The sequence below is a fragment of the Kitasatospora sp. NPDC001547 genome (assembly GCF_042894165.1).
GTDB lineage: Bacteria > Actinomycetota > Actinomycetes > Streptomycetales > Streptomycetaceae > Kitasatospora.
Genome location: NZ_JBIAVL010000008.1, coordinates 20305 through 37286, shown reverse-complemented (window position 1 = coordinate 37286; position 16982 = coordinate 20305). Strand labels below are relative to the sequence as shown.

The window sequence follows — 16982 nt, the reverse complement described above, 5'->3', positions numbered from 1 at the left end:
GGGCCCGGGTCAGAGCGCCAACAGCCCCGCGTCGGTGGGCCGCAGGCCGCAGGCGTCGAGGTAGAAGGGCCGCAGGTGCGGCTCGAAGTCGACGTGCAACCAGGCGCAGCCGGCCGCGCGGGCGCCCTCGGCGGCCTCGGCGACCAGCCGGGTGGCGACGCCCTGCCGCCGGGCGTCCGCGGCGACCACGGTGTCGAGCAGGAAGGCGTGGACGCCGCCGTCCCAGGCGAGGTTGACGAAGCCGACCAGGGCGCCGTCGGCGGGGCGGCGGGCGGTGACCCAGCCGAGGCTGTGCCGCTCCAACCGGGCGGTCCGGCCGTCGGGTTCCACGGGCCCGCCGAAGCCGTCGGCGTGCAGGGCGCCGAGTTCGGGGTCGGTGAGCGGTCCGCGCCACAGGTAGTTGATCGTCACGACGGCACTGTAGACCGCTTGTTAATTCCTGGTCACTTTTGACCATCGAAGGACACAACTTGGCAAAGTTATGACCTTTCCTCTAGCTGCACCTGACTGACCGCCGTCAATCTCTGACCAGCTCCTTTCCCTGCAGCTACCCCCACTGGAGTCAGAGTGATCCCCACGTCCTCCTCCCGCCGTGCCCGCGTGGCCGCGGCCGTCGCGGTCGTCGCCGCCCTCGCCGGCGCCACCGTCCCGGCTGCCACGGCCTCCGCCGCCACCGGCCCGCGCGAGGCCGCGATATCCCAGGCCCGCGCCAACGTGGCCCACAACGCCACGGTGTTCGGCTTCGGCACCGGTCAGGACCTCGTGCTCAAGGACGTCGTGCTGGACGCCGACGGCGCCTCGCACGTGCGCTTCGACCGCACCTACCAGGGCCTGCCGGTGGTCGGCGGCGACCTGGTCGTCCACCAGGACGCCAAGGGCCGGCTCAAGGACTCCTCCCGTGCGGCCGCCCACGACGCCGCCGTGAAGTCGACCGTCCCCAAGGTGACGGCGCAGTCCGGCGCGGCCGGCGCGCTGGCCGCCGCCCCCGGCGTCCAGGACGCCGTCAGCACCCCCGAACTGGTCGTCTGGGCCGCCGACGGCACGCCCCGCCTGGCCTGGCGCACCACCGTCGAGGGCACCGGCGAGCACGGCCAGCCGGCCGGCAAGGTGGTCGTCACCGACGCCACCACCGGCGAGCAGATCGAGTCCTACGACGCCGAGCACCAGGCGACCGGCACCGGGAACTCCGAGTACACCGGCAAGATCACCATCGACACCACCGCCAAGACCGGCGGCGGTTACACCCTGACCGACCCGGTCCGCGGCCACGTCACCAAGGACGCCAACAACCTCTCCGCGAGCTCGCTCAAGGCCACCTCCGGCACCCCGTTCAGCAGCACCACCAACGTCTGGGGCGACGGGAGGAAGTTCTCCACCGACCGCTCCACCGCCGCCGTCGACGCCCACGCCAACACCGCCTGGACGTACGACTACTACAAGAACGTCCACGGCCGCAACGGCATCAAGAACGACGGCAAGGGCGCCACCGTCTTCGTCCACGTCGGCACCAACTGGGACAACGCCCAGTGGTCCGACACCTGCTTCTGCATGATGACCGGCGACGGCGACGGCACCACCGACCCGGAGCAGGTGGACCTGGACACCATGGGCCACGAGATGACCCACGGCGTCACCAGCGCCACCGCCAACCTGCGCTACAGCGGCGAGTCCGGCGGCCTCAACGAGGCCACCAGCGACATCTTCGGCACCATGGTCGAGTGGTACGCCAACAACAGCATCGACACCGGCGACTACCTGTTCAGCGACCAGTCCACCCCGCCGTGGCTGCGCCGCTTCGACAAGCCCTCGCTGGACGGCCGCTCGGCGGACTGCTGGAGCAGCTCGGTCGGCAAGCTGGACGTCCACAACTCCTCGGGCGTCGGCAACCACTGGTTCTACCTGGCCAGCGAGGGCAGCGGCAGCAAGACCATCAACGGGGTCACCTACAACAGCCCGACCTGCAACGGCTCCACGGTGGCCGGCGTCGGCCACGACAAGATCGCCAAGATCTGGTACCGCGCGCTGACCGTCTACATGACGTCCACCACCACCTACAAGGGCGCCCGCACCGCCTCGCTGAACGCGGCCCGCGACCTGTACGGCGCCGGCAGCGCCGAGTACAACGCGGTGGCGGCCGCCTGGAGCGGCGTCAACGTCAGCTGACGCCCGTCCGGATCCACCTCGCACCGACCGACAGCGGCCCGGCCCGGCGGACACCCCGCCGGGCCGGGCCGTCCGGCTGCTCCCGCGCGGCGGTCGCCGGCCGGCTACGGCAGTTCCGGCGGCCGCAGGCCGTAACCCGCGTCGGTCCGCACGATCCAGGAGGGTTCGCCGAGCTTCGTCCTGAGCACCGTCATCGGGTACCGCAGCTCGTGGGGGTGGGGCGACGCGTCGAAGACCTTCCACATGATCGTGTGGGGCCCGTGCACGCCCTCGCCCAGCTCGACCAGGCCGCGCAGCAGCTTGACCTCGGCGCGGGTGAGCCGCACCTCGCGGCCGTCCACGGTGACCAGCCGGGTGTCCAGGTCGATGACGAGGCGCCCGTCGAAGGCGGTCAGCGCACCCTGCGGCTCCGGGAGCACGCCGAAGTGCTTCCGGACCCACTCCTCCGCGGCCCGGTCGTCCGCCGCGTGCTCCTCCGCCACGCCGGGCAGCCTAACCGGCGGCGCCCGGCGCGGACCAGGCCGCGGTACAACCGGCCAACCCGGCCGAGCGGTTGGTAGCGGTCCCGGCCATGCCCGCCGTCGCGAGAGCCGGCCGGCGGGCGGGCCGATCGACCGTTCGGGCCTTGGCCACCGCCCCGGGCGGCGCGCAGGTCCCGGACCACTCCGAGGCCGGTGGAGGCGCTCGGCCGAGGGGCGGTCGGCCGTCGGGCCGGGTGCGCGGGCGGTGGCGACGGGATCGGCGTCCAGGGTGGCGCGGCGCAGTGGGCGCGCGGTACGCGGACGGTCGGCGGCGCACCGGCCGGGCGCGGCCGGGCGACGGAGTCGGGGCGGCCTGTCGTCCGGGCGCCCCGGCGAGTGCGACGGCGCCGAGGGCGATCCGGGCAGCGCGGGGATCAGGGCGCTCCGGCGGCCTCCTCGACACCGGAGGCACCCGGGGCGCCGGGGCGCCGACGGGTTGTCAGGACCCGCACGCCACGGGTGTCCGGCGGCTCCGGCCCCGGGGGACGCCGGCGCGTCGGGCAAGGGGCACCCGATCCCCCTCCGGTCATCCTCACCCGAACGGCGCCAGCAGCGCCTCCGCCGAGGCCGTCCTGGCGTAGAGCACCCAGCGCCCCGCGCGGTGGGCGCTCACCAGGTGCGCGTCGCGCAGCGCCGTCAGGTACTGGGAGACGGCCGAGGGCGAGAGTCCGGTGCGCCGGGCGAGTTCGGTGGTCGTCGCCGGGTCGGCGAGCTCCGCCAGCAGCAGGGCGCGGGAGCGGCCGAGCACCGCGGCGAGCGCGTCCGCGCCCGGGGGCCGGGCCGTCTCCCACAGGCCGCCGGTCCCGGGTGCCGGGTAGGCGACCTGCGGCGGGTCCGCCGGGGCGAGCCGGGTGAACAGGCCCGGGCCGGTGAAGGCCGACGGGATCAGCAGCAGGCCCGCTCCGGCCTTCCGGCCGGGCAGCGGGCGGGCCCGGTGGAGCAGCCGGAGGGTGTCCTCCGACCAGCACAGCTCCGCGTGCAGGTCGTTCAGCACCCGCGCGGCCCCGTACTCGGCGGCCTGCCGGGCCCGGCGCAGCACCTCGGCGTCCAGGACGGCGCGGATCCGCGCCCAGTACGGTGCCAGCGCCAGCTCCCAGTACGTCCCGATCGCGGCGGTCAGCCGGGGCAGTCCGGCCCGCGGATCGGCGTGCAGGGCCCGCAGCCGGGGCCCGAGCCGGCCCTGTTCCTCCGCCAGCCGGTCGAGGTCGCGCCGGACCCGCGCGGCCGGGGTGGCCCGGATCGCGGCGAGCTCCTCGGCGAGGGTCGGCGTGGGCCCGGGCGGAGCGGGGTTGATGAAGTCGGGCACGTAGCCGGTGGGCGGGACGAGTTCCGCGAGCAGCCCGTACGCCGGGCCGAGCGCGGAGAGCCGGGGCCGCACCTGCTCCGCCCACGGCCAGTGGACGGCGTGCGGGAGGCCCGAACGCAGCAGGCGCAGGCTCGGACCGACCTCCCACATCGGCGAGACCGCGAACCGCATCCGGGCCAGGTCGCCCGCCGTGAACAGCAGCTCGGTCGGCAATGCTCCCCCTGGTCGGCCTCCGATGGATTCGCGCATTCCCGAATCACTGGCGGTCAGGCTAGGGCATTGGCGATCATGATCGGCATGACTTCCGACAGCGCCTCGATCACCGCCGGCTCGATCACCACCCCCGCGACCACCGCGACCACCGCCGCCGCCTCCGGCACCTGGCGGCTCGGCGACCGCACCGTCCACCGGATCGGCTTCGGCACGATGCGGCTGCCGCAGACCGGCCCGGCGCTCGTCCCGCACGCCGTCCCGCGCGACCGCGACCAGGCGCTGCGGGTGCTGCGCCGCGCGGTCGAACTGGGTGTCAACCACATCGACACCGCCGCCTTCTACTTCTCCCCGCTGCGCTCCGCCAACGAGCTGATCAACCGGGCGCTCGCGCCGTACGCCGACGACCTGGTGATCGCCACCAAGGTCGGCCCCGGGCGCGGCCTCGACGGCGAGTGGGTCGAGCACGCCCGCACCCCCGAGCGGCTGCGCGCCCAGGTCGAGCAGAACCTGCGCGAGCTCGGCCGCGACCACCTCGACCTGGTGAACCTGCGCGTCCTCGGCACCGACTCGGTCGCCGAACGCTTCGGCGCGCTGGCCGAGCTGCGCGAGGCCGGGCTGATCCGGCAGCTGGGCCTGTCCAACGTCCGCCCGCACCAGCTCGCCGAGGCGCGGACCATCGCGCCGGTGGTCTGCGTGCAGAACCCGTACGGCATCGGCGCCCCGGCCGAACAGGACGAGCTGCTGCGGATCTGCGGGGAGCAGGGCATCGCCTTCGTCCCCTTCTACGCGATCGCCGGGGCCGGTCGGGAGGGCGGCGCCGGCGAGGCCGAGGCCGCCCAGGTCCGGACGGTCGCCGAGGCGCGCGGGGTGAGCACCGCCCAGGTGCGGCTGGCCTGGACGCTGCAGCGCGGCCCGCACGTGCTGGCCATCCCGGGCACCGGCGACGTGGCGCACCTGGAGGACAACATCGCCGCCGGGGCGCTGCGGCTGTCGGCGGAGGAGCTGGCGCTGCTGGACGAGGCCCACCGGGGCTGACCCCGGCCCGGCCCGCCGGGGCCCGGCCCGGCGCGGCCGCCGGGGCTGGCCGGGAACCGGGCGCGGCCCGCGGTACGTCACTCCGGCGCGACATGATCTTCGTCCACCGTGAGGAGACCCGGAGCATGACCGACCGCGCCACCCGCTACCTCTACCTGGCCCGCCACGGCGAGACCGCGTCCGAAGGCGACGGCAGCGGGCTCACCGCCGCCGGCCGCCGCCAGGCGTCCCTGCTGGGCCGGCGGCTGGCCGGCCGCCCGTTCTCGGCGCTGCACCACGGCCCGCTGCCCCGCGCGGCCGAGACCGCGCGGCTGGTCGCGGAGCAGCTGGGCGGCGTGCGGCCGGAGCCGTGCGAGGAGGCCGGGGACTTCGTTCCGTACGTGCCCGCCCGGGACGAACTTCCCGACGACAGCGCCGAGTTCCCGCTGACCTATCTCGCCGGCACCACGGCGCAGGAGCGGGCGAGCGGGGCCGCGCTGGCACGGCGGGCCGTCGAGCGGTTCACCGGGCCGGTGCCGGGCGGCGAGGAGCGGCACGAACTGGTGGTCACCCACGCCTTCCTGGTGGGGTGGCTGGTCCGGCACGCGCTGGACGCCCCGGCCTGGCGCTGGCTCGGCGTCAACGCCGCCAACGCGGCGCTGACCGTCCTGCGCTACACGCCCGGTCGGCCGCCCGCCGTACTGCTGCTGAACGACCAGGGCCACCTGCCGGAGGAGCTGCACTGGACCGGCTACCCGCCCCGGTTCCGCTTCTGACAGGGCGCCGAGGGCCGACCGAAGGACCGGCGGGAGCCCGCCGGGGGTCTACCACCGGGGTCCGCTGAGGGTCCGCCGGGGGCCCGTCGACAGGAATATGCAGACCGGTCTACTATCAGCCGCATGGGAGTCAAGGGCGAGGAGACCCGGGCCCGGCTGATCGCCGGCACCAGGGAACTGATCGAGGCGCAGGGCTACTTCGGGACGGGCCTCAACCGGATCGTGGCCGCCACCGGCGCCCCGCGCGGTTCGCTCTACTTCCACTTCCCCGGTGGCAAGGACCAGTTGGTGGCCGCCGCGCTCACCCAGGCCGGTCAGGAGGTCGAGGCGCTGCTCACCGCGCTGGCCGGGGACGGCGCCGACACCGCCGCCCTCGCCGAGCGGCTGATCGAGGCGTTCGCCGAACGCCTGGAGCACTCCGACTACACCAGCGGCTGCCCGATCGCCACCGTCGCGCTGGAGGTGGCCGGCACCAACGAGACCCTGCGGACGGTCTGCGCCGAGCTGTACGGGGGCTGGCAGCGGGTCCTGGCCGGGCGGCTGGAGGCCGAGGGCTTCGGCCCGGACCAGGCCGAGGCCGCCGCCGGGCAGGTGCTCGCCCTGCTGGAGGGCGCCGTCCTGCTCGCCTCCGTCCGGCGCAGCCGCGAACCGCTGGACCACGCCCGGAACGCCGTCCGGCACCTGCTCGGCCGCGGGTAGCACGGGTGGGCGGCAGATAGGGCGTCAGGTAGCCGGCGTACGGGCCGAACGCTCCGCGCCGCCTCCTGCCCAAAAAATATGCAGACCGGTCTACTGATTCTCGATCCCTGGAGTTCGCCATGACCCCCACCGCACCGCCCCGCACCCTCGTCCTCGGCGCCACCGGCTTCCTCGGCCGCTGGCTCCTCCTCGAACTCCTCACCCGCGGCGAGCCGGTCGCCGCCGCCGTCCGCGGCCCGGGCAGCGCCGACGCCCTGCGCCGCTGGCTGCACGACCACGGCGCGGACGGCGGCGCGCCGACCACCGTCACCGCCGACCTCACCCGCCCCGGCCTCGGCCTCTCCCCCGAGGACGACGCCCGGCTCGGCGAGGTCCGCGACGTCCACAACCTCGCCGCCCGCTACGCCTTCGGCCTCACCCGCGCCCAGGCCGAACCCACCAACGTCCACGGCGCCCTGCACGCCCTGCACTGGGCCGCCACCCGCCCCGGGCTGCGCCGCCTGGTCCACCTCTCCGGCTACCGCGTCGGCCGCGACCCGCGCCCGCACCACCCCCTCGACCCGGCCGCCACCGCCGCGCTCTACACCCGGCTCGGCGCGTACGAGGCCTCCAAGCACCTCGGCGACGCCGCCGTCCGGGTCACCGCACCCCGCCTCGGCGTCCCGCTCACCACCGTCAACCCGAGCAGCGTCATCGGCCACTCGCGGACCGGCGAGGCCGGCCAGTACCTGGGCCTCGCCCAACTCGTCCGGCAGCTCCACCGCGGCCGCCTCCCCCTGCTGCCCGGCACCCGGCGCACCTTCCTGCCCGTCGTCACCGTCGACCACCTGGCCCGCTTCCTGGCCGCCGTCCCCGAGCACGACCGCGGCCCGCTCGCGGCCCACACCGTCCTCGACCCGGCCACCCCCCACCTCCCCGAGCTGATCACCCTGCTCGCCCGCCACCTCGGCGTCCGCCCGCCCCGAGCCCTGGTCCCCGTCCGCCTCGTCCGCCGCCTCCCCCGCGCCCTCACCGGCGCCGACCCGGAGACCCTCACCTTCCTCTCCGAGGACCGCTACGACACCGCCTCCGCCGACCGCCTCGCCAGCACCGCCGGCCTCACCCACCCACCGCTCAACCCGGCCCTGACCGCCTGGGCCGACCGCCTGGTGGCGGAGGACTTCGGCGCGTCGTGACGCCGCGTGGGAAGTCGGCCCCGCCGACTTCCCACGCGCCACCCCGCGCCCCGTCAGGTTCGCCCGCCCCGCTCGGCGGGTCGGGGATCGGGCAGGACACGCCAGGCCGCCTCAAGGGGCACGGCGTGGCCGGTCATCGACCGGACGTCGTTCTCCGGTGCGGCGCGAGAGCGCAGCGCCGGCAGGTGCCGGGCGGCGTAGCGCTGGTGGGCGGTGGAGCCGGACCACAGGGTCGTGACCAGGTAGCGGTCCGGCTCCAGGCGGGTGACGACTCCGGCGAGCATGCCGCCGGCCGCCGCCATGCCCGGAGCCCACACCGTGCGCTGGACGTCGAGGAAGTGCTCCTGGCGTCCGGGCAGCAGCCGGCAGTCGGCGACCCGCAGGAGAGCGGCGCGTCGAAGAGCAGCGGCCGGACCGGCCGTCTCACCCGGCATCTCCAGGACGGTCCCGCCGGTGGCGGTCTCGATCGCCGAATAGCCGGCGACCGGCCCGCTCTCGGCGACCACCGCGTCGTGCCGCTCCCGCATGAAGCCGCCGTAGGCCTCCGCGCCGGTCCACAGTCCCAGCAGACGGGCCTGGCCGGTCGCCGGATCCCAGCCGCCGACCTGCCCGACCAGGCCTGGCTGGTCACTGATCCTCGACCAGTGGAGCTGGGCCGCGAAGAACTGCCCCCGCGCGGCCACCGGTACCTCACAACTGATCCATTTGGCCCACATGAGCAGCCTGCCTCCCGGGTACGGACACGACGAACCGACGCGAGGAATCATCGGTCGCGGCCCCCGTCCGGCGTCAATCGGCCCGAGGACGGAGCAAGCCGGGCCGGCGCAGTAGGACCTGAGGCGTAGCCAGTGGCTCCCCTGACGGAGCCGGGCCCACCGACGTACGCCCGGGCCGGTCGTCGGCGCCGCCGCTGCCGTCCTCGGCGCCGGGAGCGCGAGCTCTTCACGTCCCGCGGGGCGGCCGGGCGCCTCCGGCGCCTATCCGGTCGAACTCGGCCGGAACGCCGCGGAGTTCAGGCGGGGGCCGCTCCGCCCTCGCCAGGCCCCCGGCCGCCGGCGGGCGGGTTCACTCCGCCTCGCGGACGACCACCGCGTCGCCGGCCGCGGCCGCGCCGGCGAAGAAGTCCCGCAGCTCGCGCAGGTCGTGGACGACGAGTGCCGCCCAGGTCTCGGACCAGGGCGTCGGGTAGCCGAGGTGCGCGGCCGTGCGGGCCAGCACGGTGTTCTGCTGGCGGACGAGTTCGCCGAGCGCCGAGCCGCGCAGAAAGGCGGCGGCCGCCGCGACCTGTTCGGGACGCAGCACCGGCATGGCGCCGTCCGGCGGTGCCCCGTCCGGTCGGTGGCGTCCGCCGCCGTAGACGGGCAGCCGGGCGGCCGGGTCGGGGTGGAGGCCGTTCTCGGTGAGTGCGAGTTCCATCAGGACGGCGGTGCGCCGCACGCCGAGGGCGAGCCCGGCGGAGGCCAACCGGTCGTATCGGACGTCGCGGTCGCGGGGCACGAGTTCGCCGAGCTCCTCCGGCGAGCAGGCGTCCACGGCCCGGCCGGGCAGGCGGCGCCAGAAGTGATCCGCACTCACCCGCTCAGCGTAGCCGGGTCACGGGGTCGACCTTGCCGCCTGCGGCGGGTTCCGGCCGCGCCGGCGCCGCCCGGGCCCCGCTCCGTACCCGGGGTCCGGGACCGGCGCCGGCACCCCGGGGCCCAGGAGCCGGCTCAGGCCTCGCCGGGGTGCCAGTCGGGCCATTCCCACGGGCGGTCGGCCCAGCGGACCCGCTGGGGGTCGCGCGGGTCGAGGTCGGGGAAGAGCTGGTGGACGCGCGGCTCGAACTCCTCCGGTGCGAGCGGCTCCCAGCCGTGGCCCTCGAAGTGGACGAGGCGGTAGCGGCTGTCGGTCCGGAACTCGGCCACCTCGACCAGGGCCTCGGACGTGCTGTTGGTCTCCATGCCCCCCAGCATGTGGCGCGGTGGCAATCAACGCCCGTCCAGACCCCTCTTCCGGGTCATGTCCCCGCGTCGGCGCGCTCGTTGAGCACGGAAAGGTTCGAGGGGGGCCGCTGGAAGGGACGAGCACAATGACTGGGCAGCCCACCGGAGGGCCGTGGCAGTGGCCGCAGAACGCTTGGCAGCCGCCGCCGGTCCCGACGAATCCGCTACCGCCGTGGTCCACCGCCCCGCAGCCGAGGCGGTTGTCACGCAAGGCCTGGACGGCCGCGATGGTCGGGACGGGCGCCGTGCTGGCGTCCGTCCTGGTGATGTGCGGGCCGGGGAAGGGCGACGAGGTCAGCGTGGCGGCGATGCCGGACGCCTCGCCGTCCGCCTCGGAGTCGGCGGCGCAGCTGCTGCCGGTCTCGCCGTCACCGGCCACGCCCGCGCCGTCCCCGCTGCCGCCGCCCACCCCGGGCCCGGCGGTCCCGGTGGGCGGCCCGGTCACGGTGCCGGCCGCGTCCAGCGCGGGGGCCGGCACGACGCCCGACGCCCAGCGCGCCTCGGCGAGCGCGCATCCCAAGCCGGCGCACAGCCCGCACTCCGCGGCTCCGGCCCGTAGCCCGTCGGGCGCGCCCGCCCCGGCGAGTGCCGGGGCGGGCTCGGGCGGCGGCCGGAGCACCATCTGCGACCAGGCGGAGCGGGCGGGCCACTGGCCGACCGGGTCGGACCAGGCCCGGATCTGCCACAGCCTCTACGGCTGAGCCGACGGCGTCCCGGCGGTCACGGATGCGGTGGTCACGGACGCGGCGGGAGCGGACCCGGCGGGAGCGGCCCCGGCGGGAACGGTCGACCCGGCCGAACCGGCCGACCCGGTCGGAGCGGCCATAGCAGCCGGACCGGCCGCCGCCCCCAGCAGGCCCTTGTCCAGCCGGGGCGCCAGCACCCGCGCCAGGGTGTCGGTGATGTGCCCGGTGTCCCGGTACAGCACGACGCCCTCCAGCACGGCCGGGCAGGAGGGCCCGGTGCCGGGGCAGAGCAGCGGTCCGACGTCGAGGGTCCGGACCCCGTACCGGGCGGCGAGCCCGCCGTCCAGTACGGGGTCCGGCTCGAAGGCGGTGTCGCGCGGGAAGAAGCAGGCGTCCGAGCGCCCGTCGGAGGCGGCCAGGCAGGTCGGGATGTCCTTGCCGGGCATCGGGGTGTCGCCGAGGTAGGCGAGCGGGGCGCCGAGCGCGGTGAGCCGGTCCAGGGTGCGGGTCCACCCCTCGGCGCGCTCCTCCTGGCTGCCGTACCGGTTGAGCCCGGCCATCAGGACCAGCCGCGGCCTGGGCCCGGAGGTCAGCCGGGTGAGGGTGTTCTCGCGCCAGCGGTCGCACTCCTCGAAGGTGCGGCCGAGCACGTTGTTGCGCACGGTGAGGGTGGCCAGCGGGCAGCCGGGCTTGACCAGGACCTCCAGGGCCCAGCGCCGCTGCTCGGCCAGCGCGAGCGCGGCGGAGATCCACTGCCCGGCGTGCGAGTCGCCGATCAGCACGATCCGGTCGGGGCTGTCCTCGGTGCCGAAGAGGCAGCGCGGGCTGCTGTCGGCGTTGAGCGGGATCTCGCAGCCCTTGCCGGGCGGGAAGTCCTCCCGGGCCCGGGCCAGCGAGGGCGTCAGGGCGAGCACCCGGGTGCCGGGGGCGAGCAGGCCCGGGCCGTCGGCGGCTCCGGCGGGGGCCGCCACGGGCCCGGCGGCGGGGTCGCCGAGGGCGCGCACGGTGCCGCCGCCGAGGGTGAGTGCGGCGATCAGCGGGATGACCAGGGCGCTGGCGCCGACCGCGAGCCCGCGCCGGGGCGCCGGGCTGCTGCCGTACCGCAGCGGCTGCTCGACCAACCGCAGGGTGAGCCAGGCGGGCAGCGCGCTGGCGGCGGTGAGCGCGAGCAGGGTGGTCCAGGGCAGCGCGCCGAACCGGGCCTGGGCGATGGTCAGCACCGGCCAGTGCCAGAGGTACCAGGCGTAGGAGAGCCGTCCGGCGGCGCGCAGCGGGCGGGCGGCGAGCAGCCGGCCGGCGTCGGCGGCGCCGGGGGTGCCGTGCCCGGCGAGCAGGACGGCGGCGGTGCCGAGGACGGGCAGCAGCGCGGCGGCGCCGGGGAACGCGGTGGTGCGGTCGTAGAGGACGACCGGTGCGAGGACGGCCGCCAGGCCCAGCCAGCCGACCACCCGCAGGGACCACACCGTCGGCCGCCGCTCGGCGCGGGAGGCCAGTGCGGGGGCCGCCAGCGCCGCGCAGGCGCCGGCCGCGAACTCCCAGAGCCGGCTGCCGGTGGAGAAGTAGGCGAGCGGCGCGGAGGTGGCCGTCCAGCGCAGGCAGAGCGCCAGCGAGACGCCGCCGACGGCCACCGTGGCGAGGGTGATCGCCAGGGTGCGGCGGCGCCCGTGCAGGTAGCGGGCGAGGCCGAGCAGCAGGACGCCCCAGAGCAGGTAGAACTGGTTCTCCACGCCCAGCGACCAGAAGTGCTGCAGCGGGCTGGGATCGCGTTCGGCGGCCAGGTAGTCGGTCTGCTGGCCGACGAAGCGCCAGTTGGCGAACTGGCCGGCGGAGGCGATCAGGTCCCGGGCGAGGTCGGTGCCGCGCAGCGGGTCGAGCAGGGCGCCGCCGGCGACGGCGGTGGCGACCAGCACGGTGGCGGCGGCGGGCAGGATGCGCCGGGCGCGGCGGGCGGCGAAGTCCCGCAGGCCGAGCGGGCGGCCGACGAGCAGGCCGGTGATCAGGAAGCCGGAGACGACGAAGAAGACGTCGACGCCGACGAAGCCGCCGGTCAGGCCGGGGACGGCGGAGTGGAAGGCGAGGACGGAGAGCACGGCGACGCCACGCAGCCCCTCGATGTCGGGGCGGAAGGCGGTGCGCCGGCGGGTCCGCCCGTTCTCGGCGACGGCGGCGCGCCGCGGGGCGGCGGCTTCGCGGTCCATCCGGACGACGTCGGGTAGCAGCTCGGTGCGCGTCCCGGCGGAGTCGGCGCGCATCCCGGAGGCGGAGGCAGCGGAGGCAGCGGCGGAGGCAGCGGCGGAGGCTGCGGAGGAGGAATCGGCGGACGGCGGTGGTGGTACGGCCGTTGACACGGCGGTGCTCCTTGCAGGAGTGGCAGCGGTGGTCGGGCCCGCCGGGCCGATGGGGCGGCCGGGCGGTGTCCGCGCCGGTGGGGCGACGCGCAAGGAAACGCAACGATCGAGCGGTGGATCGGAACTGACGGCAGGTCAGAACATCAGCGGATCGGCCCAGCCGGAGGCCAGCAGTCCGCACAGCAGCAGGACGGCGGTGACGGCGACGGCCTCGGCCCGGCCGAACCCGAGGTCGGAGCGGCCCCGGGCGGGCGCGGCGACCTCTCCGACGGCGGCGCCCTTGCCGCCCCCGGCCCCGTTCAGCAGCGGCCACAGCTCCCGGATCAGCGGGACCATGGTGTACGCGGTGAGCGCGAGCAGCCCGGCGAGCGCCCAGTAGGGCTGCCAGCCGTACAGCAGCGCTGCCCGGACCAGTCCGGCGACGCCCGCGAGGACGACGAACCCCAGCCAGCCGACCCCGATCCGGGCGACGGTACGGGCGAGCGAACTGCCGCCGGACACGGCGCCGGTGGGCACCCAGTCGGCGGAGCGGCGGCGCAGCGCGTGCGCGATGGCGACCACGTGGCAGAGCCCGCCGAGGAGTTGGACCCGGGTGACCTCGAAGCGCCAGCGGGTGCGGGACATCGCGGGCAGCAGCACCAGGGCGACCCAGATCGGCGGCAGGAACGGCAGCACCTGCCAGGGCTGGATCTCCTCCGGCCGGAAGAACAGCATGATCAGGGCGGGCAGCGGCACGGCGAAGACGTTCACCGCGCTGGTGACGTAGCCGAGGATGCCGTTCCAGAAGCAGAGCCGGGCGGACCTGGGCAGCGGCCCCTTGCGGAAGTCCGGGTCGCGGACCAGGGCCAGGGAGCCGAGGCACCAGCGGTACTGCTGGCTGATGAAGGCGGGCAGTCCGGTGGGCGACATGCCCTTGGCGACCAGCGCGGGGACGTAGCGGGTGGCCCATCCGGCGCGGGCGAGGGCGAGGCCGGTGTAGAGGTCCTCGCTGTGGTCGATCTCGGCGAAGCCGCCGATCCGCTGCAGGGCGGCGCGGCGGTACAGGGCGTTGGTGCCGCAGCAGACGGTGCCGTCCTGCGCGTCCCGGGAGGGCTGGATCCAGCGGTAGAAGATCTCCTGGGTGGCTCCCGCGGCGCGTTCGAGCCAGGACATGTCGGCGTCCGTGTCGAAGCACTGCGGGCTCTGCACGATGCCGACCCCGGGGTTGTCGAGGTAGGGCACCAGGTGGTGCAGGAAGTCGGGGCGGGGGCAGAAGTCGGCGTCCAGGACGGCGACGACCTCGCCGGTGCCCTCGGCCAGGCCGTGGTTGAGGTTGCCGGCCTTCTTGAACCGGCCCCGGTCGGGGCGGGCGCGGTACTGGAATCCGTAGGACTCGGCGAGTCGGCGCACCTCCGGGCGGCCGGCGTCGTCGAGGACCAGGACGGTCAGCTCACCGGGCCACCGGACGGCCGCGGTGTGCCGGTAGGCGTTGTCCAGGACGGCCAGCGGTTCGCCGGCGGTCGGCAGCAGCAGGTCCACGCTCGGGGCGCGGGCCGGGCTCCAGGCGCGCAGCAGCAGGTCGTGCGAGTCGCGGGTGAAGCGCCGGGCGCGCTGGCCGTCGGTGAGCGAGAGCAGCCAGGTGGCCGCGTTGAGCACGGTGAGCACCAGGAACGGCCAGAGCAGCGGCTTGCTGAGGGCGAACAGGCCGAGCGTGGCGGTGGCTCCCGCGTAGGAGAGGGTGGCGCAGAGCAGCACCCAGCGGCGCTGCGGGCCGAAGTACCAGTAGAGCTCCTCGTCGTCGGGCGGGCTGGGCAGGCGGTGGTCGTCGGGGTCCGCGGGTGTCCGGCGCGGACCGGTGTCGGGTGCGGGCATGGCGGTGCCATGGAGAACGGGCATGCGGAAATGGCCCCCCTGGGCAGCGGACGGAACGTGGCCGTTCGCGCTCAGCTTCTCACATTGGCCTAGACCAATAATGAACGAGGTGTGACATCTCCGCATCGCCCCAGCTCAGCGACTTGACAGGGCGTCACCTGCGGAAACCGGGCCGGTCGGCAGGCGCCCGGTGCTCACCCGGCCGCCTTCAACTCCTTGACCAGGTGGGCGAACCGGAGGTCCGGCCGCAGCGGTATGCCGAACCGCTCGTCGCCGTACGGGAACGGGCTGAACTCCCCGGTGCGCCGGAAGCCGCGCCGCTCGTACCAGGCGATCAGCTCGGCGCGCTGCTCGATCACCGTCATCTCCATCGCGCCGACGCCCCACTCCTCGGCGGCCACCCGCTCCGCCTCGGCCAGCACGGCCCGGCCGATCCCGCCGCCCTGCAGCCCGGGGCGCACCGAGAACATGCCGAAGTACGCCCGCTCGCCGCGCCGTTCCAGCTGGCAGCAGGCGAGCAGTTCGCCGTCCCGCTCGGCCAGCACCACCAGGCCCTCGGGGTGGCCCACGGCCGCCGTGACGGCCTCCGAGTCGGTGCGCCGGCCGTCCAGCAGGTCCGCCTCGGTGGTCCACCCGGCCCGGCTGGCGTCACCCCGGTAGGCCGACTCGACCAGCGCGACCAGCGCCGGGACGTCGGCGGGCACGGCGGGCCGGAACACGGGCTCCCCGGCGGGCCCGGTGGATTCGGCGGCGGTCTCGGTCATGGCTGTCCTCTCCTCACCTGCGGAGGGCCGCCCGTGGTGGCCGGCCCGCGGGCATCGTGCCACAGCGCGCCGGGCACACCCGGAACCGGCCCGGAGCGCCCCGACGCTCTCCGGCCCCGCTCCCCGTGCCGCCCCTGGTCACGCCGTCGCAACCGGTACATTCCTACCGGCCCACCCGTATGTCGACGGAGCAGGTGGGCACCGTCACCTGCGAGGAGCGAGACCCTGAGTACGTCATCCGCGGAAGCGCTGTCCATCGGGCTGCTGGTGCTGGTGCTGGTCTGCGCCGTGGTGCGGCCGTGGGGCTGGCCGGAGGCCGTGGTCGCCGTCCCGGCGGCCGGGCTGGTGGTGGCCGTCGGGGCGATCTCCTGGGACCACGCGGTGGCCGAGGCGCAGCGGCTCGGGCCGGTGATCGGGTTCCTGGCGGCCGTGCTGGTGCTGGCGCAGCTGTGCGACGACGAGGGCCTGTTCCGCGCCTGCGGGGCGTGGATGGCGCGGACGTCGGCCGGGAGCCCGCGGCGGCTGCTGGCGCAGGTGTTCGCGGTCGCCTCGGTGGTCACGGCGGTGCTCAGCCTGGACGCCACCGTGGTGCTGCTGACGCCGGTGGTGTTCGTCACCGCGGCCCGGCTGGGCGCCCGGCCCAAGCCGCACCTGTACGCCTGCACCCACCTGTCGAACACCGCGTCGCTGCTGCTGCCGGTCTCCAACCTCACCAACCTGCTGGCCTTCGCCGCCAGCGGGCTGAGCTTCACCCGGTTCGCCGCGCTGATGGCGCTGCCGTGGGTGGCGGCCATCGCCGTCGAGTACCTGGTGCTGCGCCGGTTCTTCGCCGCCGACCTGGACGCGGGCGCCCCGACCGCGGACGAGGTGACGGCGCCGGAGACGCCGCTGTTCGCGCTCGTCACCGTCGCCTGCACGCTCGCCGGGTTCGTCCTCACCTCGGTCGTCGGCGTCGATCCGGCCTGGGCGGCGCTGGCCGGAGCGCTCGTGCTCGCCGTCCGGGCCCTGGTCCGGCGCCGCACCACCCCGGTGGCGATCGTGCGCTCGGCCGCCGTGCCGTTCCTGGCCTTCGTGCTGGCGCTCGGCATCGTGGTCCGGGCCGTCGTGGACAACGGGCTGGCCTCCGCGCTCGGGCACCTCGTCCCCCACGGCACCTCGCTGCCCGCCCTGCTCGGCGTCGCGGCGCTGGCGGCGGTGCTGGCGAACGTCATCAACAACCTGCCCGCCACCCTGGTGCTGCTGCCGCTGGCCGTCCCGTCCGGTGCGGGCGCGGTCCTGGCGGTGCTGCTCGGGGTGAACATCGGCCCCAACCTCACCTACGCCGGCTCCCTGGCCACCCTGCTGTGGCGGCGCATCGTCCGCGAGCACGACACCGACATCGGCCTGGGCGAGTTCACCCGGCTCGGACTGCTCGTCGTGCCCGCCGCCCTGGCGGCGGCCGTGGTGGCACTGTGGGCATCCCTACGACTCCTCGGAGGCTGACA

General features: G+C 75.6%; 16 protein-coding genes. 7 read left to right on the top strand and 9 right to left on the bottom strand.

Going from position 1 to position 16982, the window contains the following annotated elements:
• Positions 1 to 9 precede the first annotated feature (9 nt).
• Entirely contained in the window at positions 10 to 411 is a 402-nt protein-coding gene (locus ACFY0X_RS16915) for a GNAT family N-acetyltransferase (protein ID WP_387755004.1), read from the bottom strand.
• 156 nt (positions 412 to 567) lie between these two features.
• On the opposite strand from ACFY0X_RS16915, the gene ACFY0X_RS16910 reads away from it, so the two are divergent.
• Positions 568 to 2163 (top strand): M4 family metallopeptidase, encoded by a 1596-nt coding sequence (locus tag ACFY0X_RS16910; protein ID WP_387755001.1) that lies wholly within the window; start codon positions 568 to 570, stop codon positions 2161 to 2163.
• A gap of 104 nt (positions 2164 to 2267) precedes the next feature.
• Here ACFY0X_RS16910 and ACFY0X_RS16905 read toward each other — a convergent pair whose 3' ends face one another.
• Complete coding sequence (locus tag ACFY0X_RS16905; RefSeq protein WP_387754998.1) at positions 2268 to 2645, bottom strand: hypothetical protein; 378 nt, start codon at positions 2643 to 2645, stop codon at positions 2268 to 2270.
• 571 nt (positions 2646 to 3216) lie between these two features.
• Entirely contained in the window at positions 3217 to 4203 is a 987-nt protein-coding gene (locus tag ACFY0X_RS16900; protein WP_387754996.1) for an ArsR family transcriptional regulator, read from the bottom strand.
• A gap of 84 nt (positions 4204 to 4287) precedes the next feature.
• Between ACFY0X_RS16900 and ACFY0X_RS16895 the strand changes: the two genes are divergently transcribed.
• From ACFY0X_RS16895 to ACFY0X_RS16880, 4 genes are all read left to right on the top strand, one after another.
• Complete coding sequence (locus tag ACFY0X_RS16895; RefSeq protein WP_387754993.1) at positions 4288 to 5238, top strand: oxidoreductase; 951 nt, start codon at positions 4288 to 4290, stop codon at positions 5236 to 5238.
• 125 nt (positions 5239 to 5363) lie between these two features.
• Positions 5364 to 5993 (top strand): histidine phosphatase family protein, encoded by a 630-nt coding sequence (locus tag ACFY0X_RS16890; RefSeq protein WP_387754990.1) that lies wholly within the window; start codon positions 5364 to 5366, stop codon positions 5991 to 5993.
• A 123-nt stretch (positions 5994 to 6116) separates the two neighbouring features.
• Complete coding sequence (locus ACFY0X_RS16885) at positions 6117 to 6692, top strand: TetR/AcrR family transcriptional regulator (protein WP_387754988.1); 576 nt, start codon at positions 6117 to 6119, stop codon at positions 6690 to 6692.
• A gap of 119 nt (positions 6693 to 6811) precedes the next feature.
• Positions 6812 to 7867, top strand: coding sequence for an SDR family oxidoreductase (locus ACFY0X_RS16880; RefSeq protein WP_387754985.1), 1056 nt, complete (start codon positions 6812 to 6814; stop codon positions 7865 to 7867).
• A gap of 53 nt (positions 7868 to 7920) precedes the next feature.
• Here the strand turns inward: ACFY0X_RS16880 and ACFY0X_RS16875 are convergent, their stop codons facing one another.
• From ACFY0X_RS16875 to ACFY0X_RS16865, 3 genes are all read right to left on the bottom strand, one after another.
• Entirely contained in the window at positions 7921 to 8583 is a 663-nt protein-coding gene (locus tag ACFY0X_RS16875; protein WP_387754983.1) for a DUF4937 domain-containing protein, read from the bottom strand.
• A gap of 349 nt (positions 8584 to 8932) precedes the next feature.
• Positions 8933 to 9442: a hypothetical protein gene (locus tag ACFY0X_RS16870; protein WP_387754981.1), complete on the bottom strand. Its 510-nt coding sequence runs from the start codon at positions 9440 to 9442 to the stop codon at positions 8933 to 8935.
• A gap of 134 nt (positions 9443 to 9576) precedes the next feature.
• Positions 9577 to 9807: a hypothetical protein gene (locus ACFY0X_RS16865; protein ID WP_387754978.1), complete on the bottom strand. Its 231-nt coding sequence runs from the start codon at positions 9805 to 9807 to the stop codon at positions 9577 to 9579.
• Between the two features lie 242 nt (positions 9808 to 10049).
• Here ACFY0X_RS16865 and ACFY0X_RS16860 point away from each other — a divergent pair, with 242 nt between their 5' ends.
• Positions 10050 to 10550, top strand: coding sequence for a hypothetical protein (locus tag ACFY0X_RS16860; protein WP_387754975.1), 501 nt, complete (start codon positions 10050 to 10052; stop codon positions 10548 to 10550).
• Here the strand turns inward: ACFY0X_RS16860 and ACFY0X_RS16855 are convergent.
• The 3 genes from ACFY0X_RS16855 to ACFY0X_RS16845 form a co-directional block, all read right to left on the bottom strand.
• Positions 10541 to 12883 carry an acyltransferase family protein gene (locus ACFY0X_RS16855; RefSeq protein WP_387754972.1) on the bottom strand — a complete coding sequence of 781 codons (2343 nt, stop codon included), beginning with the start codon at positions 12881 to 12883 and terminating at the stop codon, positions 10541 to 10543. The genes ACFY0X_RS16860 and ACFY0X_RS16855 overlap by 10 nt on opposite strands.
• A gap of 135 nt (positions 12884 to 13018) precedes the next feature.
• Positions 13019 to 14758 carry a glycosyltransferase family 2 protein gene (locus ACFY0X_RS16850; RefSeq protein WP_387754970.1) on the bottom strand — a complete coding sequence of 580 codons (1740 nt, stop codon included), beginning with the start codon at positions 14756 to 14758 and terminating at the stop codon, positions 13019 to 13021.
• A 170-nt stretch (positions 14759 to 14928) separates the two neighbouring features.
• Positions 14929 to 15498 (bottom strand): GNAT family N-acetyltransferase, encoded by a 570-nt coding sequence (locus tag ACFY0X_RS16845; RefSeq protein ID WP_387754967.1) that lies wholly within the window; start codon positions 15496 to 15498, stop codon positions 14929 to 14931.
• Between the two features lie 225 nt (positions 15499 to 15723).
• On the opposite strand from ACFY0X_RS16845, the gene ACFY0X_RS16840 reads away from it, so the two are divergent.
• Complete coding sequence (locus ACFY0X_RS16840; protein WP_387755713.1) at positions 15724 to 16980, top strand: SLC13 family permease; 1257 nt, start codon at positions 15724 to 15726, stop codon at positions 16978 to 16980.
• The last annotated feature ends 2 nt before the right edge of the window (positions 16981 to 16982 follow it).